This window comes from Pseudomonas lalkuanensis (assembly GCF_008807375.1).
GTDB classification, from domain to species: domain Bacteria; phylum Pseudomonadota; class Gammaproteobacteria; order Pseudomonadales; family Pseudomonadaceae; genus Metapseudomonas; species Metapseudomonas lalkuanensis.
The window spans coordinates 3,930,069-3,952,646 of record NZ_CP043311.1 but is presented as its reverse complement, the minus strand read 5'-3'; the positions used below and the strand labels follow the sequence as shown (position 1 = coordinate 3,952,646).

Below are 22,578 nucleotides of genomic sequence, written 5' to 3'. Positions count from 1 at the left end.
CCTTTGGGGGAGGGGCCAGGGTGAGGGAAACACCTGCGCGCGGCGGGATTCTCCTCACCTCAACCCTTTCCCGGAAGGAGAGGGAGTAAAGGCTCACTGCGCCCAGGTGGGCTTGCGCTTCTGCACGAAGGCCAGGGTGCCCTCGGTACCTTCGGGGCCGGTGACGGCCGCGGCGAACTGTTCGGCGGCGTTGTCCAGCAGGGCGGCCAGTGGCTCGTCTTCGGTGGCCAGCAGCAGGGCCTTGGTCCGGGCGTTGGCGCCGGGGGCACAGCGCCGGACCTGCTCCAGGCTTTCGGCCAGGCGCTGCTCCACACCGGCCGTATCGGCCTCGGCGAAATGCACAAGGCCCAGGCGCAGGGCATCGAAGCCATCGAAGCGCGCGGCGGTGAGCGCCAGGCGGCGTGCCTGGGTAAGGCCGATACGCTTGACCACGAAAGGCGCGATCTGCGCCGGCAGCACGCCGAGGCTGGTTTCCGGCAGGCCGAACTGCGCGCCGACGTGGGCAATGGCGATATCGGAGACACAGGCCAGGCCGAAGCCGCCGCCCAGCACTGCGCCTTCCAGCACCACGACCAGTGCCTGTGGCTGCGCCTGGGCTTCTTCCAGCAGGCTGCCGAAGGCACGGTTCAGGCTGCGGTAGGCGTCGCCGCCAGTGGCCCGGGCGCTGGCCATGTCCTTGATGTCGCCACCGGCGCAGAAGTGCCCCCCGGCACCGCGCAGCACCAGGGCGCGTACGTCGGGGACGGTGCGCACGGCAGCCAGGACCGTACGCAGTTCCTCGACCATCGCCAGGCTCATCGCATTGCGGCTGTCCGGCCGGTTCAGGGTGACGTGAAGCACGCCTCCGGCCTGCTCCAGCAGAAGGGTTTCGCAGTTCGGCAGGGTCATCGCGTCAGCCCTTCTTCTTGCCCGGCAGGATGCCCATCAGCTTGCAGATGATGCCCAGCATGATTTCGTCGGCGCCGCCGCCGATGGACACCAGGCGGGTATCGCGATAGGCGCGCGAAACGTGGTTGTCCCACATGAAGCCCATGCCGCCCCAGTACTGCAGGCAGGCGTCGGTGACTTCACGGCCGAGGCGGCCGGCCTTGAGCTTGGCCATGGAGGCGAGGCGGGTGACGTCCTTGCCCGTGACGTACAGCTCCACCGCCTGGTAGACCAGCGCGCGCAAGGCTTCGATCTCGGTCATCAGCTCGGCCAGGCGGAAGTGGATCACCTGGTTGTCGATCAGCGGATTGCCGAAGGTCTTGCGCTCCTTGCAGTAGTCGATGGTGACGTCCACGCAGTGCTCCAGGCCCTTGATCATGTTGGCGGCACCGAACATGCGTTCTTCCTGGAACTGCAGCATCTGCATCATGAAGCCCGCGCCCTCGTGCCCGATGCGGTAGCGCTGCGGCACGCGGACGTTGTCGAAGAACACCTGGGCGGTTTCCGAGCTGCGCATGCCGAGCTTGTCGAGGTGGGCGCTGAGGGTGATGCCGGGGGTGTTCATGGGCACCATGATCAGAGATTTGTTGACGTGTGGCTTGTCGTCCGAGGTGTTGGCCAGCAGGCAGATGAAGTCGGCGCTGGGGGAGTTGGTGATCCACATCTTGCTGCCGTTGATCACGTAGTCGCTGCCGTCCTTGCGGGCGGTGGTCTTCATCCCGGCCACGTCCGAGCCGGCGCCCACTTCGGAAACGCCGATGCAGCCGACCATTTCGCCGGCGATGGCCGGGCGCAGGAACTCCTCACGCAGCTCGTCGGAACCGAAGCGCGCCAGGGCCGGGGTGCACATGTCGGTCTGCACACCGATGGACATGGGAATGCCCCCGCAGTGGATGGTGCCGAACTCTTCGGCCGCGACGATCGAGTAGCTGTAGTCCAGGCCCATGCCGCCGAACTTCTCCGGTTTGGAGATGCCCAGCAGACCCAGCTCGCCGGCCTTCTTGAAAATGTCGTGGATCGGGAAGCGGCCTTCCTTTTCCCACTGGTCGACATGGGGGTTGATCTCTCTGTCGACGAAATTGCGCACCGTGCGGCGAAGTTCTTCGTGTTCCTGGGTGAAGATCATCTTTCTTGTTCTCCTTGTAGGGTGCGCCCTGCGCACCGTGATCTGGTGTGGTGCGCGAGGCGCACCCTAGGGTCAGAACCGGGCCACGCCGAAGCTGTTGCCCTTGAGCGGGCGCACGTCCGCCTCCGCGCAGATATCCAGCAGATAGCCCAGCAGCGGGCGGCTGTCACGGGGGTCGATCAGGCCGTCATCCCAGAGGTTGGCGGTACCGTAAAGGGCGGTGGACTGGCTCTCGAGTTTCTGCGCGGTCATCTGTTCGAGCATGTCGAGCATCTTCGGATCGGGCTCCTTGCCCTCCTTGGCGTGCTTTTCCTCGGTGACGATGCGCAGCACCTTGCCGGCCTGGGCGCCACCCATGACCGCAGTGCGGCTGTTGGGCCAGGCGAAGATGAAACGCGGGTCCAGGCCACGTCCGCACATGGCGTAGTTGCCGGCGCCGTAGGAACCGCCCACCACCAGGGTGAGCTTGGGCACGCGGGCGTTGGCCACGGCCTGGATCATCTTCGAGCCATGCTTGATCACGCCCAGTTGCTCGGATTCGGTGCCGACCATGAAGCCGGTGGTGTTGTGCAGGAACAGCAGCGGCACATTGGCCTGTTCGCAGAGCTGGATGAATTGCGCCGCCTTGGCCGCGCCCTGGGGCGTGATGGGGCCGTTGTTGCCGATCAGGCCGCAGGGGCGCCCTTCTATGCGCAGGTGACCGCAGACGGTCTGGCTGTCGAACTCGTTCTTGAAGTCGAGGAACTCCGAACCGTCGGCGATGCGGGCGATGATTTCGCGTACGTCGTAGGGCTTCTTCGGATCGGCCGGCACCACTCCGAGCAACTCTTCGGAGCTGTACAGAGGCTCGCGCCATCCGCCCTTGCGTTGGGGCGGCAGCTGGGCGTTCCAGGGCAGCATCGCGAGGATCTCGCGGGCCAGGCGCAGGCCGTCGGCATCGTTCTCCGCCAGATACTCGGCGGTGCCGGCCACCTGGGCATGCATTTCGGCGCCGCCCAGTTCTTCATCGGTGGCCACTTCACCGGTAGCGGCCTTCAGCAGGGGTGGGCCCGCGAGGAACATCCTGGCCTTGCCGCGCACCACGATCACGTAGTCCGACAGCCCGGGCTGGTAGGCGCCGCCGGCGGTGCTCGAACCATGCACCACAGTGACCTGGGGGATGCCCATGGCGGAAATCCGTGCCTGGTTGGCGAAGCCGCGCGCGCCCTCGACGAAGATTTCCGCCGCGTAGTTGAGGTTGGCGCCACCGCTTTCGGTGAGGGCCACCAGCGGTAGCTTGTTCTCCATGGCGATCTGCTGCAGGCGCAGGGTCTTCTTCAGCCCGGTGGGGGAAATGGTGCCGCCCTTGATCGCACTGTTGCTGGCGCTGATCAGGCAACGAATGCCTGAGATGTAGCCGATGCCGGCGATGATGCCGCCGCCTGCCTGGGTGCCGTCCTTGTCGTCGTGCAGCTTGTAGCCGGCCAGGGAGCAGAGTTCGAGGAAGGGGCTGCCCGGGTCCAGCAGCAGGTTCAGACGCTCGCGGGGCAGCAGCTGGCCGCGCTTTTCGAACTTCGGCCGGGCTTCGGCGGCCTTGTCCAGCACCTTCTGCTCCACCTCGCGGAAACTCGCGATGGCGCTGAGCATGGCTTCGCGGTTCTTCGCGAAGTCGTCGCCCTGGGCATCGAGTTGGGATTGGATCACGGTCATCACTCTTGATCCTTCAGCACGTCGGGCAGGAAGGCCCGGTGAAACCCGTTGTAGGCCTTGCTCTGGCCGGGCTTGGCCTTGGCCAGGGGGAAGGCGCGGCTGCCCTGGCTGGCGGCGCCGTCGATGCGGATGGTGTTGCCGCTGATGAAGGCGGCGCCGGGGGAGAGCAGGAAGACGATGGCGGCGGCCACTTCGGATTCGCTGCCGATGCGCTTGAGCGGCACGTGCTCGCGCAGGGTGGGGATGATGGCCTTGAAGGCGCCTTCGTAGGTGTCCATGCCGCTGGAGGCGATCCAGCCCGGCGCCACGGCGTTGACCCGCACCCCGGCGTAACCCCACTCGATGGCGGCGGTCTTGGTGAAGTTCTCCATGCCGGCGCGTGCGGCGCCGGAGTGGCCCATGCCGGGCATGCCGCCCCACATGTCGGCGAGCATGTTGACGATGCTGCCGCCCGTCTTGCTCATCGACTGGTTGAACACCTCGCGGGCCACCAGGAAGCCGCCCACCAGGTTGGTGCGGACCACGGTTTCGAAGCCTTTCTGGCTGATCGAGGCCAGCGGCGCGGGGTACTGGCCGCCGGCGTTGTTGACCAGGTGGTGGATCGGCCCGCGTTCGGCCAGCACCGTGGCGACCATGGCTTTCACCGCCTCTTCGTCGCGGATGTCGCAGGCCTGCCAGCTGGCGCTGCCGCCGTCCTCGCTGATTTCGCCGGCGGTCTTCTCCAGTTTTTCCGCCTTGCGGCCAACCAGCACCACATGGGCGCCCAGGGCCGCCAGCTCATGGGCGGTGCAACGGCCGATGCCGCTGCCGCCGCCGGTGACCATGATGGTCTGGCCGCTGAACAGGTCGGGCTTGAATACCGAATCGTATGCCATGGGTTGCGTCCTCAGAGGCTGTCGGCCAGGGCCTGGGGCACCGGCACCGGGAATTCCAGGAGCTGCTGGGCGAAGGCCTTGCCTTGCGGGTCGATGCGCAGGCTGGCGACGCCACCGCCGCCCAGGGCGTTCTCCAGCAGGAAGTTCAGGCTGTGGCTGCCCGGCAGGTACCAGCGCGCCACGCGGCCGATCTGCGGGTCGAGTACGTGGTCCATCCAGTCGACCACGGCTTCCGGGGTCAGGGCTTCGGCGATCCAGGGCAGGTACTCGGGTTTGCGCGCCATGACGCCGATGTTGCTGTGGTTGCCTTTGTCGCCGGAGCGCGCCACCGCCAGTTTCACCAGGGGGACGCTGGCGCTGGCCTGGCCCTCGGCGGCTGGCGGCGCCAGGTCGTCGGCCAGGGCGGCGACATCGAAGCCGTGCAGTTGCGGCAGGTCGCAGGGGTTGCGCTGGCCATCCATTTCCACTTCGAGGTGGCAGGCGGATTTGTCCACCAGGAAGGAAAACAGCCGGATCACCGGGTAGACCGTGGGGCGGCCGCCGACGATGCCGGTCAGGCCTGGCGCCATGCCGGTGGCTGCCTGTGCGATTTCGCGGGAGAACAGCACCAGGGCGTCCTTGCGGCTGTGGCTGACGGCGATCTTGATGACCACCTCGCGGCTGTCCTGGCGCTGGCCGTGGGGGCCGTAGGTCGCCTCGCTACCCAGCAGTTCGATGTTCACCTCGCGATAGCGGCCCCAGCCGTGTTCGGCGAAGAGTTCTTCAGTCCTGGCGATGATGGCGCGGCTGACCCGCTCGGCCTTTTTCACGGCGTCGATGCCGGCCAGCAGGCAGCTTGCGGTGCAACGGAAACCATCGGGGTAGGTGGCGCTGACCTTGTATTGCGGCGTCGGCGGCAGGCCACGGGCGCCGAGCACGCGCACCCGGTTGGTCCCGGCCTGTTCCAGGCTGACCCGGGTGAAGTCGCAGACCACGTCGGGGAGCAGGTAGGCGCGCGGGTCGCCGATCTCGTAGAGCATCTGCTCACCGACGGAGAAAGGCGTAACCAGGCCGCCGGAACCATCCGGCTTGGTCACGCAGAAACTGCTGTCGGCCTCCACCTCAATGATGGGGAAGCCGATGTGTTCGTAATCGGGCACCGATTCCCAGTCGGTGAAATTGCCTCCGGTGCACTGGGCGCCACATTCGATCAGGTGGCCGGCAAGGGCGGCCTGCGCCAGCTTGTCGTAGTCGTTCCAGGACCAACCGAACTCGTGGACCAGGGCGGCGCTGACCACTGCGCTGTCCACTACCCGGCCGGTGATGACGATGTCCGCGCCCTGTTCCAGCGCGGCCACTATGCCTGGCGCGCCCAGGTAGGCATTGATCGAGACGCACATGGGCGGCAGCGGGGCGTCGCTGTACATTTCGCGGATGCCGGCCTTGGCCAGGTCGCCCACGCGGGGTTGCAGGTTGTCGCCGTGCAGCACGGCGATTTTCAGCGACACGCCGGCCTTCTCGCAGGCTGCGGCCAGGGCGCTGGCGCAGGCAGCCGGATTGACCCCGCCGGCATTGCTGATTACGCGGATCTTCTTTCGGGCAATGGTCGGCAGCAGGGGCGCCAGGACTTCGACGAAATCGGTGGCGAAGCCGGCATTCGGGTCCTTCAGGCGGGCGCCGGCCATGATCGACAGGGTGATCTCGGCCAGGTAATCGAAGACCAGGTAATCCAGCGTGGCGCCATGCACCAGCTGGGCGGCGGCGGTGGAGGTGTCGCCCCAGAAGGCGGAGGCGCAGCCGATGCGTACGGTTCTTGTCATTGGAGTATTCCGCAGCACTGTTGGGTGATGGATGGAACACTACCAAGCAAGCGCTTGGTTGAAAAGTGGCGGTTCAGTTCTTTTTCACCCGAGCGCTTGCTTGGGCGGATCACCCAGCATAAATTTCGTTAATCAAGACAGAGACTTGCGGACCATTCTTAAGTTGGAGTGGCTGACTGCAGCGGGGATTCCAATGAGCCTTGACGACGAAAAAGCCCAAGCGGTGATGCAGGAACTGGTTGCCGGCGGCCAGGTCACCGACCCTGAAAGTGCCCGCGGCAAGCTGCTGCAGACCGCCGCCCACCTGTTCCGCAGCAAGGGCTACGAGCGCACCACGGTGCGCGATCTCGCCAGCGCAGTCGGTATCCAGTCCGGCAGCATCTTCCATCACTTCAAGAGCAAGGATGAGATCCTCCGCTCGGTGATGGAGGAAACCGTCCTCTACAACACCGCGCTGATGCGTGCCTCCCTGGCGGACGCCGGTGACCTGCGTGAGCGGGTGCTGGCCCTGATCCGCTGCGAGCTGCAATCCATTATGGGCGGGACCGGGGAAGCCATGGCGGTGCTGGTCTACGAATGGCGCTCGCTGTCCGAGGAAGGCCAGCACCATATCCTCCAGCTACGCGAAGCCTATGAGCAGCTCTGGCTGGATGTGCTGGGTGAGGCGCGGGCCGAGGGCTACTTCACCGCCGATCCGTTCATCCTGCGGCGTTTCCTCACTGGCGCGCTGAGCTGGACCACGACCTGGTTCCGCCCGGAAGGGCCGATGAGCCTCGACCAATTGGCCGAGCAGGCGCTGTCACTGGTCATCAAGGACGCCTGAGGCAAGTGTGAACTTCGTCACGGCCCGCCGGGGACGTCTGAGAAATTGAAGCATTCATAACGTAGGCTGCGGCGCAGGGCCGTATCTGCAGGGAGCAGCGGTAGCAATGGAAGTAGGCAGGGGGTATTCCCTGAAGGCGTTTTGGTTCTCCTTGATTCTGCTGGGTTCCGCGCCTGTGGCGGCGTCGCAGACCGTCCAGGTCGCCGGTGCGCATTTCCCGCCTTATGTGGTCAAGCCGGAATCGGCCGAGGCCAGTGGCTTGCTCCTGGACATGCTCGCAGCGCTCAATGCGTTGCAGGCGGACTACCGCTTCGTCGTGCGCCCCACCGCCATTCCCCGGCGCTTCCGGGATTTCCAGGAAGGGCGGATAGATCTGGCCGTGTTCGAGAATCCGGACTGGGGTTGGCAAGGCATCCCCGGTGCGCGCATCGACATGGGGCTGGCAGATGCGGAAATCTTCGTCGCCAAGGCCCAGCCCGGGCGTAGCCAGCATTATTTCGGCAAGCTGGCCGGCAAGCGTTTGGCGCTCTACAACGGCTATCACTACGGCTTCGCCGGCTTCAATCCCGACCCCGAATTCCTCCAGCGCGAGTTCGATGCGAAGCTCACTTATTCCCACGACAGCAACCTGCAGATGTTGCTGCGCGAGCGCGCGGATATCGCCCTGGTGACCCGTTCCTATTTCAACGCCTACCTGGAGCGGAATCCGGAGCAGGCGGGCAGTTTCCTCGCCAGTGACCGCATCGATCAGCATTATCGGCACTACGCCTTGCTGAGGCCGGGAGCGCCCATCAGCGCCGAACAGTTTTCCGCACTGCTGGAGCGGCTGCGCGCCGGAGGCCAGTTGCAGCAGATATTCGGGCGTTATGGCGTGGCGGTCAGGCCAGCCGCAGCGGGTAGCTCAGCAGCACCAGATGGCAGGAATTGACAGCCAGGTGCAGGGCCACCGCCACTGACAATCGGCCGCTGAAGTGGAAGGCCAGCCCGTAGCCCAGGCCGGCCAGCCCCGCGACCAACGCGAACAACGGGCTGAACGGCAGGTGGACCGCCCCGAAGATCACCGCCGTGAGCAACACGCCATTGCGTGCGCCGAGCCGGGATACCAGCACCGGCTGCAGTAACCCACGGAACACCAGTTCTTCCGCCAGCACGGTGACCAGCAGGTTCACCGCCAGCCATGCCCAGATCATCTCCGGCCATTTCGGCTGCCAGCCCACCAGGCCGATGCCCAGGGCCAGCAGCGGCACCAGCAGCAAGGTGGCGATGGTGGCGAGCCAGGCATAGAGCGGTGCGCGCTTCAGCGTTCGCTGTGTCGGGCGGCCCAGCCACCAGGCGAGCAGGGTCATGCCTACCAGCAGCTTGTCCCAGGAGATGCGCAGCGCGTAGGGCGGCGCGTCGGGGCTCAGGCGTTGCGGTTCGCCAAGGGGCAATGGGCTGAAGCCCGGCACCAGGTGGGCGGCGAGGGCGACGGAGGAGAGCAGGGTGACCGGCAGCCAGAGCCGCGCCGGCAACTGCCGATCGGCGAAAACCCAGCCGACATAGCTGACGCCCGCCAGCAGGGCGATCACCTGTACGCCACCCAGTCCCTGGCCAAGGGCGAGGACGATCAGCGGGAACAGCAGTTGCAGATGGAGCGGCATGACGCTTCTCGGCGACGCTGCCGCGCCCTGCAGTTCGGGGGAGGGCACGGGGTCAGCGGTCCTTGGCTTCCTTGGCATCCATTTCGGCATTGCGCTCGCGGATGCGTTTGAGCTGCTCCTCGGTCAGCGGCAGTTTCTTCGCCGTATCGCGCAACAGCATCAGGCTACCGACTATGGAGCCGATGGCCAGGACCAGTATCAGCCAGGCATACCAGGGCATGATGTTCTCCTGCGAAAAGGGGTCACTACTCTATTCGATTGTGCGCGCCTTTCCACGTTCCCGGGAGCCTGGGAATTCCCGTGCGGCTCAACGGGCGCCGCAATCGGCAGTGCCCTCGGCCCGGCTTTCCACCAGGCGGGCACGCAGGGTGTCGTAGGTCCAGTTGAACGCCAGGGTATAGGGTAGGAAGAACAGCAGCAGCCCGATATCCAGCAGGAAGGCTTCCACCAGCCCGATCGACAGCCACCAGGCCGCCAGCGGAACCAGCACCACGATCAGGCCCAGTTCGAACAGCACGGCGTGGGTGATGCGCACCGACAGGGTGCGCTGGAAGCCGAAGCGCTGCTGGGCGCGGTCGAACAGGCTGTTGAATGCCATGTTCCAGAGCATCGCCACGGTGGAGAACATCAGGGTGAGCGCTCCCATGTGCGCCAGCGACTTGCCCAGTACCAGCGACAGCACGGGCGCGGTCAACAGCACGGCCAGGCCTTCGAAGGCCAGGGCATGGAAAACCCGCTCCTTGATGGACTTGTTCAGGGCGGCGGTGGTGGTCCGGGTCATGGTGCTCTCCTGGCTCCGAGTGAAGAACTGTATTCTCATCGGTCGATGGGATAGAGTTAAGTTAGATTTCATCGGGAAAACCGATATGAGCTACTCCCCTGAATCCCTTGAGGCCTTCGCCCAGGCAGTCGCCCTTGGCTCCTTCAGTGCCGCCGCGCGCAAGCTGGGCAAGAGCCAGTCCACCGTCAGCGAAGCCATCGCCCGGCTGGAGATCGACCTTGGGCTGGAACTCTTCGACCGCAGCGGCCGCCAGCCGCAGCTGACCGACGCTGGCCGCGCCCTGCTGGGGCGGGTCGATGAGATCCTCGCCGCATCCGACCGCCTGCAGCACGCTGCGGCACAACTGGCCGGTGGGCTGGAGCCACGGGTCAGCCTGGCGCTGTCGGACGCCTACCAGTCGGCGCAGTACGAAGAGCGCCTGACGGAGCTGGATCAGCGCTACCCCGACCTCGAATTCGAATGCCTGATCGCCGAGCATCACGACGTGATCGAACTGGTGGTTCAAGGGCGCGCCACCCTGGGCCTGCTGGCGGCACAGGGCAGCTATCCGCCGGAGGTGGGGGCGGCGACCGTGGCCGAGCGGGCGGACTTCGGCCTGTTCGTGGCCCGGGAGCACCCGCTCGCGCAACTGGCCAATGTACGGGAGAGCGACCTCGCCGGCTGGCGGCTGCTGCGCCTGAATACCGTGGGCGATGCCATGGCCCCGGCTGACGGGCTGCCGTTCAGCGGCGGCCGTTGCTGGTCGGCGCCGAGCTACCTGTTGCTGCTGGAAATGGCCAGCAACGGTTTCGGTTGGGCCGAGCTGCCGCGCTGGCTGGTCAGCGGCTACGCCAACGGACGGCTGAAGGAACTGCAGGTGCCGGGCTGGCCGCGCAGCCAGGCGGTGGATGTAGTCTGGTCCCGCCAGCGTCCGCTGGGGCCGGCGGCGAGCTGGTTGCTGGAGCGCCTGCTGGACCGTCCGGCGGCGCGTTGAGCCCGTTCTGGTAGCCTTGGCCCCGGCTATTCAAAGAGGAAGGACATGCAGATTCCCGTCACCATTCAAGCCGGCCTCTGGGGTTGGCTGGCCGCCAGCGGCCTGCTGATCGGCGCCGCCATCGGCTTCCTGGCGAAGCTGCCGCAGAAGGTGGTGGCTTCGATCATGGCCTACGGCAGCGGCGTGCTGGTCGCCGCCCTCTGCTTCGGCCAGATTCCCGAAGCCGAACGCATCGGCGGCCTTTGGCCAACCATGGCGGGGCTGCTGGCCGGCGGCGCCGTGTTCGTCCTCGCCAGCCAGTACATCGATCGCCTGGAACGCCACCATCGCGGCAGGAGCAGCAACGGCGGCAGCGGCATGGTCGCCGTGCTGATCGCCGTCGGCGCCTTTCTCGACGGCATTCCCGAATCCCTCGGCCTGGGGCTGGGTCTGCTCGCCGGTGGCGAGGTCAGCCTGCTCATGCTGGTGGCGATCTTCCTGGCCAACCTGCCCGAAGGCCTGGCCAGTGCCGCCGGGCTGCGCGAGGAAAGGCGCAGCGGCCGGGTAGTGTTCGCGCTTTGGGGCGGGATCGCGTTGTTGTCCGGACTGGCGGCCATGGCCGGTCCTGGGCTGTTCGCCGATCTTCCGCCCCGCTGGCTGGCCTTCGCGTTGGGCTTCTCGGCGGGGGCGGTGCTCTGCATGCTGGTGGATACCCTGATCCCTGAGGCGTTCGAGAGTACTCACGCCTGGACCGGGCTGATCACCCTGGCGGGGTTCATGACCGCCTTTGCCCTCGACCACATCGTGTGAGAGCCTGCCTGCGCGCTGCTGCGCGTCTGAAATACTGCGTTGAAAACGGCTTCGAAATGCTCATTTACCGCTCGTAGACTCCGCTCTCTCAGCCGTTTTCGCCTTGACTTGCCATAGCTCGCGAGCGCGTAAACAGGCTCCACATGGCAGCGGCGCGCGCCGGCTTCCGCTACAATGCGCGCCGTTTCCGATTCGTATGAGATTTCCCCCATGTCCGCCTGTCAGACGCCGATCATTGTCGCCCTCGACTTTCCCACCCGCGAAGCTGCCCTGCGCCTGGCTGACCAGTTGGATCCCAGGTTGTGCCGGGTCAAGGTGGGCAAGGAGCTGTTCACCAGCTGCGCCGCCGAAATCGTCTCGACCCTGCGTGACCGGGGCTTCGAGGTTTTCCTCGACCTGAAATTCCATGACATCCCCAACACCACGGCGATGGCGGTGAAGGCCGCTGCCGAGATGGGGGTGTGGATGGTCAACGTGCACTGTTCCGGCGGTCTGCGCATGATGGCGGCCTGCCGCGAAACCCTGGACAAGTTCAACGGTCCCAAGCCGCTGCTGATCGGCGTGACCGTGCTGACCAGCATGGAGCGCGAAGACCTGGCCGGTATCGGCCTGGATGTCGAGCCCAAGGAGCAGGTGCTGCGTCTGGCGGGCCTGGCCGACAAGGCCGGCATGGATGGCCTGGTGTGTTCGGCCCAGGAAGCCACTGACCTCAAGTCCGCCTATCCGCGCCTGCAACTGGTGACGCCGGGTATTCGCCCGGCCGGTAGCGCCCAGGACGACCAGCGCCGCATCCTCACCCCGCGCCAGGCCCTGGACGCCGGTTCCGACTACCTGGTGATCGGCCGTCCGATCAGCCAGGCCGCTGACCCGGCCAAGGCCCTGGCCGCAGTCGTGGCTGAGCTGGCCTGACGCCAATGGCGCGCTGCCTCGGGCTGCGCGCCTTTCGCGCCGATCAGCGTATCTTCAGTACCAGCTTCCCGAAGTTTTCCCCGCTGAACAGCCTGCCCAGGGTTTCCGGGAAGGTCTCCAGCCCGCTCACCACGTCTTCCTTGCTCTTCAGCTCGCCGCTCGCCAGCCAGCCGGCAATGTCCTTCACCGCCTCGCCGAAGCGCGGCGCGTAATCGAACACCACCATGCCTTCCATGCGTGCGCGGTTGACCAGCAGCGCCAGGTAGTTGGCCGGGCCCTTTACCGCTTCCTTGTTGTTGTATTGGCTGATGGCGCCGCAGATGACGATCCGCGCCTTGCGGTTGATGCGGGTGAGCACGGCATCGAGGATGTCGCCGCCGACGTTGTCGAAGTAGACGTCCACGCCCTTGGGGCATTCGCGCTTGAGAGCGGCGTGGAGGTTCTCGGCCTTGTAGTCGATGGCACCATCGAAGCCCAGTTCCTCCACCAGGTAGCGGCACTTGTCGGCGCCGCCGGCGATGCCCACTACGCGGCAACCCTTGATCCGCGCGATCTGCCCGGCAACGCTGCCCACCGCGCCGGCGGCCCCCGAGATGACCACGGTTTCCCCGGCCTTTGGCTGGCCCACGTCGAGCAGGGCGAAGTAGGCGGTCATGCCGGTCATGCCCAGGGCGGAAAGGTAGAGGGGCAGGGGAGCCTGGTTCGGGTCCACTTTCTGGAAGTCGCGCGGCTCGCCCAGGAAGTAGTCCTGCACACCCACCACTCCACAGACGTGATCGCCCACCTTGTAGTCGGGATGCCCCGAGGCCACCACTTTGCCGATGCCCAGCGCGCGCATCACTTCCCCGATGGCGACCGGGGGGATGTAGGAGCGAGCCTCGTTCATCCAGCCACGCATGGCCGGGTCCAGGGACAGGTAGAGGTTCTCCACCAGCACCTGGCCGGAGGCGGGCTCGCCGACCGGGGTTTCCACGTAGGAGAAGGTCTCCCGCGTAGCCGGGCCGACCGGGCGTTGGGCAAGGAGGAACTGGCGATTGAGCGTGGACATGGCAGGAACTCCGGAAGGGAAAGTTCTGGTGATAGTCGGCCAGCCGGTGAGGGGCAAGTTCGGTGATCGGGCGGAATGTCCCGTCATGGATGGCAATGATTTGATGCCGCATGCTTCATCAGCATTCTGGATGGCGTGCTCACCAGAGCCCTGATGATGCTGACGTTGCACGCAGGCGACTGATTAGACTCGGTCCCTGTTTCCACTTTCGTCGAGGATGCACAGATGAGCATGAAGTTCTCCGGCCAGGTCGCCCTGGTAACCGGCGCCGCCAACGGCATCGGCCGCGCAACCGCCCAGGCGTTCGCTGCCGAGGGCCTCAAGGTGGTGGTCTCCGATGTGGACGTTGCCGGGGGCGAAGGCACCGTGGAGCTGATCCGCGCCGCCGGTGGCGATGCCGTGTTCATTCGCTGCGACGTGACCCGTGACGCCGAGGTCAAGGCGCTGATGGAAGGCACCCTGGCCGCTTACGGCCGCCTTGACTACGCCTTCAACAATGCCGGCATCGAGATTGAAAAGGGCAAGCTGGCCGATGGCGACGAGGCGGAGTTCGACGCCATCATGGGCGTGAACGTGAAGGGCGTGTGGCTGTGCATGAAGCACCAGATTCCGCTGATGCTGGCCCAGGGCGCTGGCGCCATCGTCAACACCGCTTCGGTGGCCGGCCTGGGTGCCGCGCCGAAGATGAGCATCTATGCCGCGTCCAAGCACGCGGTGATCGGACTGACCAAGTCGGCCGCCGTCGAGTATGCGAAGAAAAAGGTCCGGGTGAATGCCGTATGCCCGGCGGTGATCGACACCGACATGTTCCGCCGCGCCTACGAGGCCGACCCGAAGAAGGCCGAGTTCGTCGCCACCATGCACCCGGTGGGGCGCATCGGCAAGGTGGAGGAAATCGCCGCGGCGGTGCTCTATCTCTGCTGCGACGCGGCTGGCTTCACTACCGGTCATGCGCTGGCGGTGGACGGCGGAGCCACTGCAATCTGATTCCCACCAATGGAGAAAGGCGCCTTCCGGCGCCTTTTTCATTTGTCCTTGCCAGTGTCGACGTTGAGGATCAGCAGGGTCAGCACCCCGGCGATCAGGCCCCAGAAGGCCGAGCCGATGGACAGCAGGGTCATGCCAGAAGCGGTGACCATGAAGGTGATCAGCGCCGCTTCACGCTCCTTGGGCTCCTGCATGGCGGCGGTCAGGCCGTTGCTGATTGAGCCGAACAACGCCAGGGCGGCGATGGACAGCACCAGTTCCTTGGGCAGGGCGGCGAAGAGTGCTGCCAGGGTCGCGCCGAAGGTGCCGGCAATGCCGTAGAAGATCCCGCACCAGACGGCGGCGGTGTAGCGCTTGTTGCGGTCCTCGTGGGCGTGGGGCCCGGTGCAGATGGCCGCACTGATGGCCGCCAGGTTGATACCGTGGGAACCGAAGGGCGCCAGCAACAGCGAGGCGATGCCGGTCACGGAAATCAGCGGCGAGGCGGGTACCTGATAGCCGTCGGCGCGCAGCACCGCGATACCGGGAATGTTCTGCGAGGCCATGGCCACCACGAACAGGGGGATGCCGATGCTGATCACTGCGGTGGCGGAGAATTCAGGGGTGGTCCACACGGGGTCGGCCAGGGCGAACTCGAAGCCGCTGAAGTCCAGCAGGCCCAGCGCCGCCGCCATCACACAGCCCACCACGAGCGCCACCAGCACGGCGTAGCGGGGCTGCAGGCGTTTGAACAGCAGGTAGCTGAAGAACATCGCCAGGACCAGGGCGGTGCGATGCTGGGCGGCGATGAAGATCTCGCTGCCGATCTTGAACAGGATGCCTGCCAGCAGGGCCGCCGCCAGGGATGCAGGGAGGCGGCGCATCAGGCGCTCGAAGCCGCCTGTCAGGCCAACCAGCGCGAGCAGGGCGGCGCAGACGACGAAAGCGCCAATGGCTTCGCCGTAGCTTACGCCCGGCAGGCTGGTGATCAGCAGGGCCGCGCCCGGTGTGGACCAGGCGACGACGATGGGCGTGCGGTAGCGCAAGGAGAGGCCGACGGTGGTCAGTGCCATGCCGATGGACAACGCCCAGATCCAGGACGAGATCTGCGCGCTGCTGAGCCCCGCGGCCTGGCCAGCCTGGAACATCAGCACCAGGGAACTGGTGTAGCCCGTGAGCATGGCGATGAAACCCGCTACCACGGCGGAAGGCGAAGAGTCGGCCAGGGGCCGCAGCCGTGCGGGGTTGGCCGGGGATTCGGACACTTGGGTCATCAGATCTTCCCGTTGACGTCGACCAGGATGGGGTAGAGCGAAGCCACCAGCAGCAGGGCCATGCCGATGTTGAACAGGCGCAGTATGCGCGGTTCGGACAGCCAGCGGCGCATCAGGCTGCCGGCCACCGTCCAGAGGCCGACACTGGGGCAGTTGACCAGGGCGAACAGGGCGGCGATCAGCACCACGTTGACCACGAAGTTTTCCTGCGGCGTGTAGGTGGTGATGGCGCCGATGGCCATGACCCAGGCCTTGGGATTGACCCACTGGAAGGCCGCGGCCTGGAGGAAGGTGAAGGGCTTCGGCCGTTTCTCCGAGTTGCTGGCGTCCGGCGCGCCGGAGCCGGCGATCTTCCAGGCGAGGAAGAGCAGGTAGGCGGCGCCGATGTAACGCAGCGCGATGTAGAGCTCGGGAACCTGCTGGAACACCTGGGACAGGCCCAGGCCCACGGCCATCACCAGTACCATGAAGCCGAGGCTGATGCCGAGCATGTGCGGCACGCTGCGGCGCACACCGAAGTTCACGCCCGAGGCGAGCAGCATCATGTTGTTGGGGCCGGGGGTCACCGAGGTGACGAAGGCGAAGAGGATGAAGGCGAAGATCAGTTCCAGGCTCATGGCGGTCACCTTGTCGTTGTGTCGGCAGCCTAAAGCCAGGTGGCGGGTAACGTCCCGATACAGCGACACGCGCGTTGAGCGATACAGTCGATTGGCACCTGGGGGATCTGCGGCTACTGTGTTGGTTTTCCGCCTGGAGAGACGCACATGGACGAGAATCCCTACGCCGCGCCGCGGGTGGATCTGGTCGAAGATGCCGGTCCACGGCAGATGGAAGGCTGGACCCCGGGAAACCTCAGGCTACTGGGCTGGCTGAGCCTGGTCAGCGCGGTGGGCACCCTGCTCATCACCGGTTTCGCCGTGGCCGCCGGCGTCACCGAGGACCCACGGCTGGTGAGTGTTTCCGACTGGATCGGCGTGGCCCTGACCTTCCTCGGCTGCTACCTGCTGATCCGCTTCAAGCTGTTCGCCGAGGCACGTTTCTCCGCCGATGGGCTGGCGCCGCCGATCTGGGCGGTGATCGTCGTCAGCCTGGCGATCGAAATACTGGACCTGCTGATGGGGGATGCCAGCACCGAACCCGGTTGGCCGATGCTGCTCTATTTCGGGGTGATTGCCTTGCTGGGGGCGCTGACCGCCTGGTTCGGCGTGCGTCTGCTGAAGGTGCAGAACGTCTATCCGGCGTTTCGTGTGATGGCCTGGCTGGACCTGGTAGGCGGGATCATGATGGCCACCATCGTGCTGATGATGCTGGGCCTGCTGCCGCTGATCGCCAGCAGCGTGGCGATGATGCTGGTGTTCTTCCGTGGCGCGCGGGAGCTGGAGCGTTCCGCCTAACCTTCCGAGGCGTCTCCCTGGCGGGCGGTGCACAGGGCCTGGTTGACCTCCAGCCAGCCGCGCACTGCTTCTTCCCCGGCTTCGCCAAAGGCGCGCTGGAGCAAGCGCGCCTGTTCCCGGCGCAGGGCCTGTTCCAGCTTCGCCCCTTCGCTGGTGAAACCGAGCATGCGCTTACGCTTGTCATCGCTCGCGGCCACGCTTTCCACCAGTTTCAACTCGACCAGTTGCCGCAGCGGCGTGTTCAGCGCTTGCTTGGTCACGCCCAGGTAGCCCAAAAGCTCCTTGACGCTCAGCCCCGGGTACTTGGCGATGAAGAACAGGATGCGGTGATGCACCCGCGACAGGCCCCGGCGGGCGAGGATTTCGTCCGGCTTGCTGGTGAAGGCCTGGTAGCCGAAGAAGAAGGCTTCCATGGCGGCTTGCTGAATGCTGGGATTTTTCAGGTCAAGCATATTGACGTATCTGTCGCGGTCGTCGTAGTTTCGGTCAAGCAGTTTGACTTAATTTCCTCGCTTCCGCACCCGGTGACAATCCATGGCCTTCTCCGAACGCATCGCCCGCCTGAAAAGCTCCCTGATCCGCGAAATCCTTGCTGCCGCCCAGCGTCCGGAAGTGATGTCCTTCGCCGGAGGCCTGCCGGCCGAGCCGATGCTGCCGAAAGTGGATTGGGACGAAATGCCGGCCAGCATGGGCCAGTACGGCATGAGCGAAGGCGAGCCGGCACTGCGTGAAGCCATAGCCGCCCAGGCGCGTGCCCTCGGCGTGCCCTGCGAAGCGAGCCAGGTGCTGATCGTCAGCGGCTCCCAGCAGACCCTGGACCTGGCTTCCAAGTTGTTCATCGATCCGGGCACCGAAGTACTGCTGGAGGCCCCGACCTACCTGGCGGCCCTACAGGCCTTCCAGCTGTTCGGCGCCGATTGCATCGCCGTGTCCCAGGAAGCCGACGGCCCTGAGATCGCCGCCTTGCGCCAGCGCCTGGAGCAGCACAAGCCGTCGTTTGCCTACCTGATCCCGACTTTCCAGAATCCGTCCGGCACCCGCTACAGCGAAGCCAAGCGCGATGCGGTCGCCGCGTTGCTGGACGAGTTCGGCGTCACCCTTATCGAAGACGAGCCCTATCGCGAGCTGGTGTTCGATGAGGGCGCCGCGACTCCTATCGTCAGCCGCCTGAAGAAGGCGAGCTGGATCTACACCGGCACCGTCTCCAAGACTCTGCTGCCGGGCTTGCGCGTGGGCTTCCTGATCGCCACGCCGGACCTGTTCCCGCACCTGCTGCGCCTGAAGCAGTCCGCCGACCTGCACACCAACCGCATCGGCCAGTGGCAGGCACTGCAATGGTTCGGTACCGAGCAGTACCGCCAGCATCTGGCCGAGCTGCGCGACTTCTACCGCGTGCGCCGCGACTCCATGCAGGCGGCACTGGAAGAGCACTTCGGCGAGCTGGCCACCTGGGAAATCCCCCAGGGCGGCCTGTTCTTCTGGCTGACCCTGAAACAGCCGCTGGACACTCGCACCCTGCTGAAGCCGGCGCTGGAGCAGAATGTCGCCTTCATGCCGGGCGAGCCGTTCTTCATCGATCCGGACCAGCATCCGGGCCACCTGCGCCTGAATTTCAGCCACGTGGCACCCGAGCGCCTGGGCGAAGGCCTGAAGCGGCTCGCGGGCGTCATCCGTCAAGCCCAGGCAGCGGAAGCGGCCTGACTACCGGGGAGGGAGTAGCGATGTACAAGGTTTATGGCGACTACAAATCCGGCAATTGCTACAAGGTCAAGCTGATCCTCAACCTGCTCGGCCAGCCGTACCAGTGGATTCCCGTGGACATCCTCAAGGGTGAGACCCAGAGCGCCGAATTCCTGGAAAAGAACCCCAACGGCAAGATCCCGGTGCTGGAACTGGAGGATGGCACGACCCTGTGGGAGTCCAACGCCATCCTGAATTTCCTCGCCGAAGGCACCGACCTCCTGCCTGCCGAGCCGCGTCTGCGTACCCAGGTGTTGCAGTGGCAGTTCTTTGAGCAGTACAGCCACGAGCCCTATGTTGCGGTGGCGCGTTTCATCCAGCTGTACCAGGGCATGCCGGACGATCGCCTGGAGGAGTACAAGGTCTGCCAGGCGCGCGGGAACAAGGCACTGAAGGTGATGGAGAAGCAGCTGCAACGCACGCCGTACCTGGTGGGTGACCAGTACTCCATCGCTGATATCGCCCTCTACGCCTACACCCATGTGGCCCATGAAGGCGGCTTCGACTTGTCCGGCTACCCGGCGATCCTCGCCTGGCTGGACCGAGTGGCCAGCCACCCGCGCCATGTGGGCATGCACGACTGAGGTTTTCTGGTTCATGAAGAAGCCGGCGCAAGCCGGCTTTTTCGTCTGTGGCGGTCAGTGAGCGCCTGGCGGCTATGAGCTGTCTCGGGCTGTCCGCTGCCTCATGTCCCGGCCCCCGCGTAGCGAGTTGTAACGCTGTTCACGTCTCGGCTGCAGGTTGTTCTCATCTTATTGATTGGAATCAAGATTTTTCTCGCTGCCAGCCACTAGCCTACCGGCCGTTCCGAATTTTCAGACAACGCTGGGCGGCGCGGTGAGGAGAGCAAGTGGCGTATCTCGAGTGGGAAAGTGATCTGGACACCGGCATCGAGGTCATCGATGGCCAGCACAAGCGCATCGTCGAGATGATCAACGACTTGCATGCCGCCCAATTGCAGATGGACAAGGCCGCCGTGGCGCGGGTGATCGAGGAAGTGGTCGACTACACGCTGTCGCACTTCGCCTTCGAGGAAACCCTGCTGGAAGATGCCGGCTACCAGTTCAGCCGCGCGCACAAGAAGGTCCACGAACTGTTCATCCGACGGGTCAACGTGTTCCGCACACGTCATCAGGCCGGCGATGACGTGGCCGACGAACTCAAGGATCTGCTCGGCCGCTGGCTGTTCAATCACATCCGCAACGACGATGCCAACTATGTCGAAGCGGTCAAGGCCAACATGCAGCAGTTGACCCGGGACGACAGCAGCGGCGGCTGGCTATCGCGCTCGATGAGGCGCTTCTTCGGTTGAGTGGTTGTCACTGCCTGGTTTCGGCATTCATGGCGGACCTACCGACCCTGTACTAAGTTGGACGCTCCAGCCTGCCAACAGGCGTTTCCGGGAGTGTCGACCATGAAATATCGAGGCAGTTGCCACTGCGGGAAGATCGCCTTCGAAGTGGAAGGCACCCTGGAGCAGGTCATGGAGTGCAACTGCTCGCTGTGCAGCCGGCGTGGCTACCTGCTCTGGTTTGTCCCGCGCGAGCAGCTCAAGCTCGCCACGCCCGAGTCCGATCTTTCCACCTACCGCTTCAATCGCATGCATATCGCCCACCACTTCTGCGCCAATTGCGGCTGCGCGCCCTTCGGCGAGGCCACCGATCCGAAGGGGAAGGCCCTGGCCGCAGTGAACGTGCGCTGCCTGGAGGACGTGCCCCTGGAGGGGCTCAAGGCGGTGAAGGCAGATGGGCGGAGTTTCTAGTCTGCGAAGCTCAGGCCGCTGACCAGGCCGCTGTCGAACAGCCTGCCGAGCGCCTTGCCGGCTTCGTGCCATTCCCAGGGGTAGGCCGCCAACACCCATTCGCCGGCATCGGGCTGTTCCAGATGGCCACCGAAGCGCGCGACCATGAGGTGCAGGTGCTGTTGCAGCTTTATCGCACTCCGGCGCTTTGCGCGGATCAGGATTGTTCGGGGCGTCGTGGTCGACATGGTCCATCTCCTTCCGAGAGGCGTGAGCCGGGGAATGCCTGAAGGTGCCAGATTGCGCGCGCCATCGTGACAATCCGATAGCCAATCGCCCGGAATACGCCTGAGCCAATCCCGGATCGGCCTCCGCGCCGTGCGGAAACGAAAAAGCCGGCGCAAGCCGGCTTTTCGGGGGACAGCGAAACTCAGTTGTTGATCAGGCTGAGGAATTCGCTGCGGGTCGCGGCGTTTTCGCGGAATTCGCCGAGCATCACCGAAGTGACCATGGAGGAATTCTGCTTCTCCACACCGCGCATCATCATGCACATGTGCTGGGCTTCGATGACCACGGCAACGCCCAGGGCGCCGGTGACCTGCTGAACGGCTTCGGCGATCTGGCGGCTGAGGTTCTCCTGGATCTGCAGGCGGCGGGCGTACATGTCGACGATGCGCGCCACCTTGGACAGGCCCAGTACCTTGCCGTTGGGGATGTAGGCCACGTGAGCCTTGCCGATGAACGGCAGCAGATGGTGCTCGCAGAGCGAGTACAGCTCGATGTTCTTCACCAGCACCATTTCGCTGTTGTCGGAGCTGAACAGGGCGCCGTTGGTGACTTCTTCCAGCGTCTGCTGGTAGCCGCGGCAGAGGTACTGCATCGCCTTGGCGGCACGCTTCGGAGTATCGAGCAGGCCTTCACGGGAGACATCCTCGCCGAGCTGGCCGAGGATCGCGGTGTAATGCTGTTCCAGGGACATGGAAATTCCTGTGGGGGTTTACGCAAAGGCGCAGGGTAGGGCGCGAAGGGGCGGCTGGCAAGGGCACCATGCGCCAGCGTGAGTCATTTTTCAGGCGCGGGCAGGCGGCTGGCCCAGTGCTCGGCCCATTCCGCCAGCGGCAGACAGCGCCGCGCCAGTTCTTCGCCGTCCGCCGTCAGGCAGTAGCCCGACTCGCCAATTTCCACCAGCAGCGCCCGACGCAACTCCCCCAGGCGAGTATTGAGAACCGAGGGTGACAGGCCTTCGCAGCGCGCCTGCAAGTCGCGAAAGGTCGCCGGACCCTGATGCAGTTCCCACAGGATGCGCAGGCTCCAGCGTCGACCGAGGAGGTCGAGCAGAGCCATGATCGGCCGCCCGCTGGTGGAGCCGCGAACCGGTTGGCCGGGAAGGGGAGTGGTCATGGTCGTTCCTTTTGCTTCTGATTTAGTAGCGAAGGTTGATTGCGAGTGCTACGTTTTCGGTAGCGTATCAGCCCAGCAGGAGCACCGCCATGAACGAACCCCGCATCCAGCCCGTCGAGGCTCCTTACGATCCGGACATCCAGGCCGCCTTCGACCGGGTGATGTCAGGCGCTCCGCCCCTGCTGCTGTTCCGCTGCGTTGCGCGCAATCCGCGAGTACTGCAGCGGATGATGGCCGGCGGGCTGCTGGATCGAGGCAGCATCAGCCTGCGTGAACGGGAGCTGCTGATCCTGCGCAGCACGGCGCGTTGCGGCGCCGAGTACGAATGGGGCGTTCACGTGGCGGCGTTCAATGCCAAGGCAGGGTTCAGCCAGGCGCAACTGGCCGACACCTGCCGGTTGCCGGTGGATGCCGGGCTGTGGGAGGAGTCGGAGCTGGCGTTGCTGGCCATGGCCGATGCCCTGCATGAGCAGGCAGATATCGACGACGACCTGTGGCAGCGCCTGCGCGGGTACTTCAGCGAGGAGCAACTGGTGGAGTGCGTGATGCTGGCGGGCTTCTATCACGCAGTGTCTTTCCTGGTGAAAGGCTTGCGGGTGGCGCTGGAAGACCGTGCGCCGAGGTTTCCGTCAGCCCCAGAAAGCGCAGGATCTCGCGAGCTAGGGCGAGGCTGTTCCTGACGC

The 22,578-nt window shown here is 65.3% G+C and carries 27 protein-coding genes; 12 read left to right on the top strand and 15 right to left on the bottom strand.

The window, feature by feature from the left end:
• Window positions 1-93: 93 nt before the first annotated feature.
• The 5 genes from FXN65_RS18465 to FXN65_RS18445 all read right to left on the bottom strand — a co-directional run bounded on the left by FXN65_RS18465 (window position 94) and on the right by FXN65_RS18445 (window position 6,416).
• Complete coding sequence (locus tag FXN65_RS18465) at window positions 94-888, bottom strand: enoyl-CoA hydratase/isomerase family protein (RefSeq protein ID WP_151135095.1); 795 nt, start codon at window positions 886-888, stop codon at window positions 94-96.
• 4 nt (window positions 889-892) lie between these two features.
• Window positions 893-2,053: a citronellyl-CoA dehydrogenase gene (atuD, locus tag FXN65_RS18460; protein ID WP_077526113.1), complete on the bottom strand. Its 1,161-nt coding sequence runs from the start codon at window positions 2,051-2,053 to the stop codon at window positions 893-895.
• A 72-nt stretch (window positions 2,054-2,125) separates the two neighbouring features.
• Window positions 2,126-3,742: a geranyl-CoA carboxylase subunit beta gene (gene atuC, locus FXN65_RS18455; protein ID WP_151135093.1), complete on the bottom strand. Its 1,617-nt coding sequence runs from the start codon at window positions 3,740-3,742 to the stop codon at window positions 2,126-2,128.
• Window positions 3,742-4,617 carry an SDR family oxidoreductase gene (locus FXN65_RS18450; RefSeq protein WP_151135091.1) on the bottom strand — a complete coding sequence of 292 codons (876 nt, stop codon included), beginning with the start codon at window positions 4,615-4,617 and terminating at the stop codon, window positions 3,742-3,744. Before FXN65_RS18450 ends, atuC begins: the two co-directional genes overlap by 1 nt.
• A gap of 11 nt (window positions 4,618-4,628) precedes the next feature.
• A complete protein-coding gene (locus FXN65_RS18445) occupies window positions 4,629-6,416 on the bottom strand; it encodes an acyclic terpene utilization AtuA family protein (RefSeq protein WP_151135089.1) in 1,788 nt (595 codons plus the stop codon).
• Between the two features lie 193 nt (window positions 6,417-6,609).
• Here FXN65_RS18445 and FXN65_RS18440 point away from each other — a divergent pair, with 193 nt between their 5' ends.
• Both FXN65_RS18440 and FXN65_RS18435 read left to right on the top strand, forming a co-directional pair.
• A complete protein-coding gene (locus tag FXN65_RS18440; RefSeq protein WP_212632317.1) occupies window positions 6,610-7,239 on the top strand; it encodes a TetR/AcrR family transcriptional regulator in 630 nt (209 codons plus the stop codon).
• A gap of 106 nt (window positions 7,240-7,345) precedes the next feature.
• Window positions 7,346-8,167 carry a substrate-binding periplasmic protein gene (locus FXN65_RS18435; RefSeq protein WP_151135087.1) on the top strand — a complete coding sequence of 274 codons (822 nt, stop codon included), beginning with the start codon at window positions 7,346-7,348 and terminating at the stop codon, window positions 8,165-8,167.
• Here FXN65_RS18435 and FXN65_RS18430 read toward each other — a convergent pair.
• The 3 genes from FXN65_RS18430 to FXN65_RS18420 all read right to left on the bottom strand — a co-directional run bounded on the left by FXN65_RS18430 (window position 8,118) and on the right by FXN65_RS18420 (window position 9,660).
• Window positions 8,118-8,879: a CPBP family intramembrane glutamic endopeptidase gene (locus FXN65_RS18430; protein WP_151135085.1), complete on the bottom strand. Its 762-nt coding sequence runs from the start codon at window positions 8,877-8,879 to the stop codon at window positions 8,118-8,120. The genes FXN65_RS18435 and FXN65_RS18430 overlap by 50 nt on opposite strands.
• A 52-nt stretch (window positions 8,880-8,931) precedes the next feature.
• Window positions 8,932-9,099 (bottom strand): DUF2897 family protein, encoded by a 168-nt coding sequence (locus tag FXN65_RS18425; RefSeq protein WP_151135083.1) that lies wholly within the window; start codon window positions 9,097-9,099, stop codon window positions 8,932-8,934.
• An 87-nt stretch (window positions 9,100-9,186) separates the two neighbouring features.
• On the bottom strand, window positions 9,187-9,660 hold the full coding sequence (locus FXN65_RS18420; RefSeq protein WP_151135081.1) for a multidrug/biocide efflux PACE transporter: 474 nt from the start codon (window positions 9,658-9,660) through the stop codon (window positions 9,187-9,189).
• Window positions 9,661-9,745: 85 nt separating this feature from the next.
• Here FXN65_RS18420 and FXN65_RS18415 point away from each other — a divergent pair, with 85 nt between their 5' ends.
• The 3 genes from FXN65_RS18415 to pyrF all read left to right on the top strand — a co-directional run bounded on the left by FXN65_RS18415 (window position 9,746) and on the right by pyrF (window position 12,331).
• Complete coding sequence (locus FXN65_RS18415; RefSeq protein ID WP_151135079.1) at window positions 9,746-10,633, top strand: LysR family transcriptional regulator; 888 nt, start codon at window positions 9,746-9,748, stop codon at window positions 10,631-10,633.
• Between the two features lie 45 nt (window positions 10,634-10,678).
• Window positions 10,679-11,422, top strand: a complete 744-nt coding sequence (locus FXN65_RS18410; RefSeq protein WP_151135077.1) for a ZIP family metal transporter — start codon at window positions 10,679-10,681, stop codon at window positions 11,420-11,422.
• A gap of 210 nt (window positions 11,423-11,632) precedes the next feature.
• Entirely contained in the window at window positions 11,633-12,331 is a 699-nt protein-coding gene (gene pyrF, locus FXN65_RS18405; RefSeq protein WP_151135075.1) for an orotidine-5'-phosphate decarboxylase, read from the top strand.
• Between the two features lie 43 nt (window positions 12,332-12,374).
• On the opposite strand, the gene FXN65_RS18400 is transcribed toward pyrF, so the two are convergent.
• Window positions 12,375-13,379: an NADP-dependent oxidoreductase gene (locus tag FXN65_RS18400; RefSeq protein WP_151135073.1), complete on the bottom strand. Its 1,005-nt coding sequence runs from the start codon at window positions 13,377-13,379 to the stop codon at window positions 12,375-12,377.
• Window positions 13,380-13,604: 225 nt separating this feature from the next.
• Between FXN65_RS18400 and FXN65_RS18395 the strand changes: the two genes are divergently transcribed.
• Entirely contained in the window at window positions 13,605-14,366 is a 762-nt protein-coding gene (locus tag FXN65_RS18395; RefSeq protein WP_151135071.1) for an SDR family oxidoreductase, read from the top strand.
• Between the two features lie 38 nt (window positions 14,367-14,404).
• Here FXN65_RS18395 and FXN65_RS18390 read toward each other — a convergent pair whose 3' ends face one another.
• Window positions 14,405-15,619 carry a benzoate/H(+) symporter BenE family transporter gene (locus tag FXN65_RS18390; RefSeq protein ID WP_151135069.1) on the bottom strand — a complete coding sequence of 405 codons (1,215 nt, stop codon included), beginning with the start codon at window positions 15,617-15,619 and terminating at the stop codon, window positions 14,405-14,407.
• Window positions 15,619-16,236, bottom strand: coding sequence for a LysE family translocator (locus tag FXN65_RS18385; RefSeq protein WP_151135067.1), 618 nt, complete (start codon window positions 16,234-16,236; stop codon window positions 15,619-15,621). Before FXN65_RS18385 ends, FXN65_RS18390 begins: the two co-directional genes overlap by 1 nt.
• 147 nt (window positions 16,237-16,383) lie before the next feature.
• On the opposite strand from FXN65_RS18385, the gene FXN65_RS18380 reads away from it, so the two are divergent.
• Window positions 16,384-17,013 (top strand): hypothetical protein, encoded by a 630-nt coding sequence (locus FXN65_RS18380; RefSeq protein WP_151135065.1) that lies wholly within the window; start codon window positions 16,384-16,386, stop codon window positions 17,011-17,013.
• Here FXN65_RS18380 and FXN65_RS18375 read toward each other — a convergent pair.
• Window positions 17,010-17,465 (bottom strand): MarR family winged helix-turn-helix transcriptional regulator, encoded by a 456-nt coding sequence (locus FXN65_RS18375; RefSeq protein WP_151135063.1) that lies wholly within the window; start codon window positions 17,463-17,465, stop codon window positions 17,010-17,012. The genes FXN65_RS18380 and FXN65_RS18375 overlap by 4 nt on opposite strands.
• An 82-nt stretch (window positions 17,466-17,547) precedes the next feature.
• Here FXN65_RS18375 and FXN65_RS18370 point away from each other — a divergent pair, with 82 nt between their 5' ends.
• The 4 genes from FXN65_RS18370 (at window position 17,548) to FXN65_RS18355 (ending at window position 20,515) form a co-directional block, all read left to right on the top strand.
• Window positions 17,548-18,714 carry an aminotransferase-like domain-containing protein gene (locus FXN65_RS18370; protein WP_151135061.1) on the top strand — a complete coding sequence of 389 codons (1,167 nt, stop codon included), beginning with the start codon at window positions 17,548-17,550 and terminating at the stop codon, window positions 18,712-18,714.
• Window positions 18,715-18,734: 20 nt separating this feature from the next.
• Entirely contained in the window at window positions 18,735-19,337 is a 603-nt protein-coding gene (locus FXN65_RS18365; RefSeq protein WP_151135059.1) for a glutathione S-transferase family protein, read from the top strand.
• Window positions 19,338-19,603: 266 nt separating this feature from the next.
• A complete protein-coding gene (locus FXN65_RS18360) occupies window positions 19,604-20,065 on the top strand; it encodes a bacteriohemerythrin (RefSeq protein ID WP_151135057.1) in 462 nt (153 codons plus the stop codon).
• 102 nt (window positions 20,066-20,167) lie between these two features.
• Window positions 20,168-20,515, top strand: coding sequence for a GFA family protein (locus FXN65_RS18355; protein WP_151135055.1), 348 nt, complete (start codon window positions 20,168-20,170; stop codon window positions 20,513-20,515).
• On the opposite strand, the gene FXN65_RS18350 is transcribed toward FXN65_RS18355, so the two are convergent.
• The 3 genes from FXN65_RS18350 to FXN65_RS18340 form a co-directional block, all read right to left on the bottom strand.
• Entirely contained in the window at window positions 20,512-20,742 is a 231-nt protein-coding gene (locus FXN65_RS18350) for a hypothetical protein (protein WP_151135053.1), read from the bottom strand. The genes FXN65_RS18355 and FXN65_RS18350 overlap by 4 nt on opposite strands.
• 182 nt (window positions 20,743-20,924) lie before the next feature.
• On the bottom strand, window positions 20,925-21,473 hold the full coding sequence (gene folE, locus FXN65_RS18345) for a GTP cyclohydrolase I FolE (protein WP_151135051.1): 549 nt from the start codon (window positions 21,471-21,473) through the stop codon (window positions 20,925-20,927).
• Between the two features lie 83 nt (window positions 21,474-21,556).
• Window positions 21,557-21,895 (bottom strand): winged helix-turn-helix transcriptional regulator, encoded by a 339-nt coding sequence (locus FXN65_RS18340; protein ID WP_151135049.1) that lies wholly within the window; start codon window positions 21,893-21,895, stop codon window positions 21,557-21,559.
• A gap of 89 nt (window positions 21,896-21,984) precedes the next feature.
• On the opposite strand from FXN65_RS18340, the gene FXN65_RS18335 reads away from it, so the two are divergent.
• Window positions 21,985-22,575 (top strand): carboxymuconolactone decarboxylase family protein, encoded by a 591-nt coding sequence (locus FXN65_RS18335; RefSeq protein WP_151135047.1) that lies wholly within the window; start codon window positions 21,985-21,987, stop codon window positions 22,573-22,575.
• Window positions 22,576-22,578 lie beyond the last annotated feature (3 nt).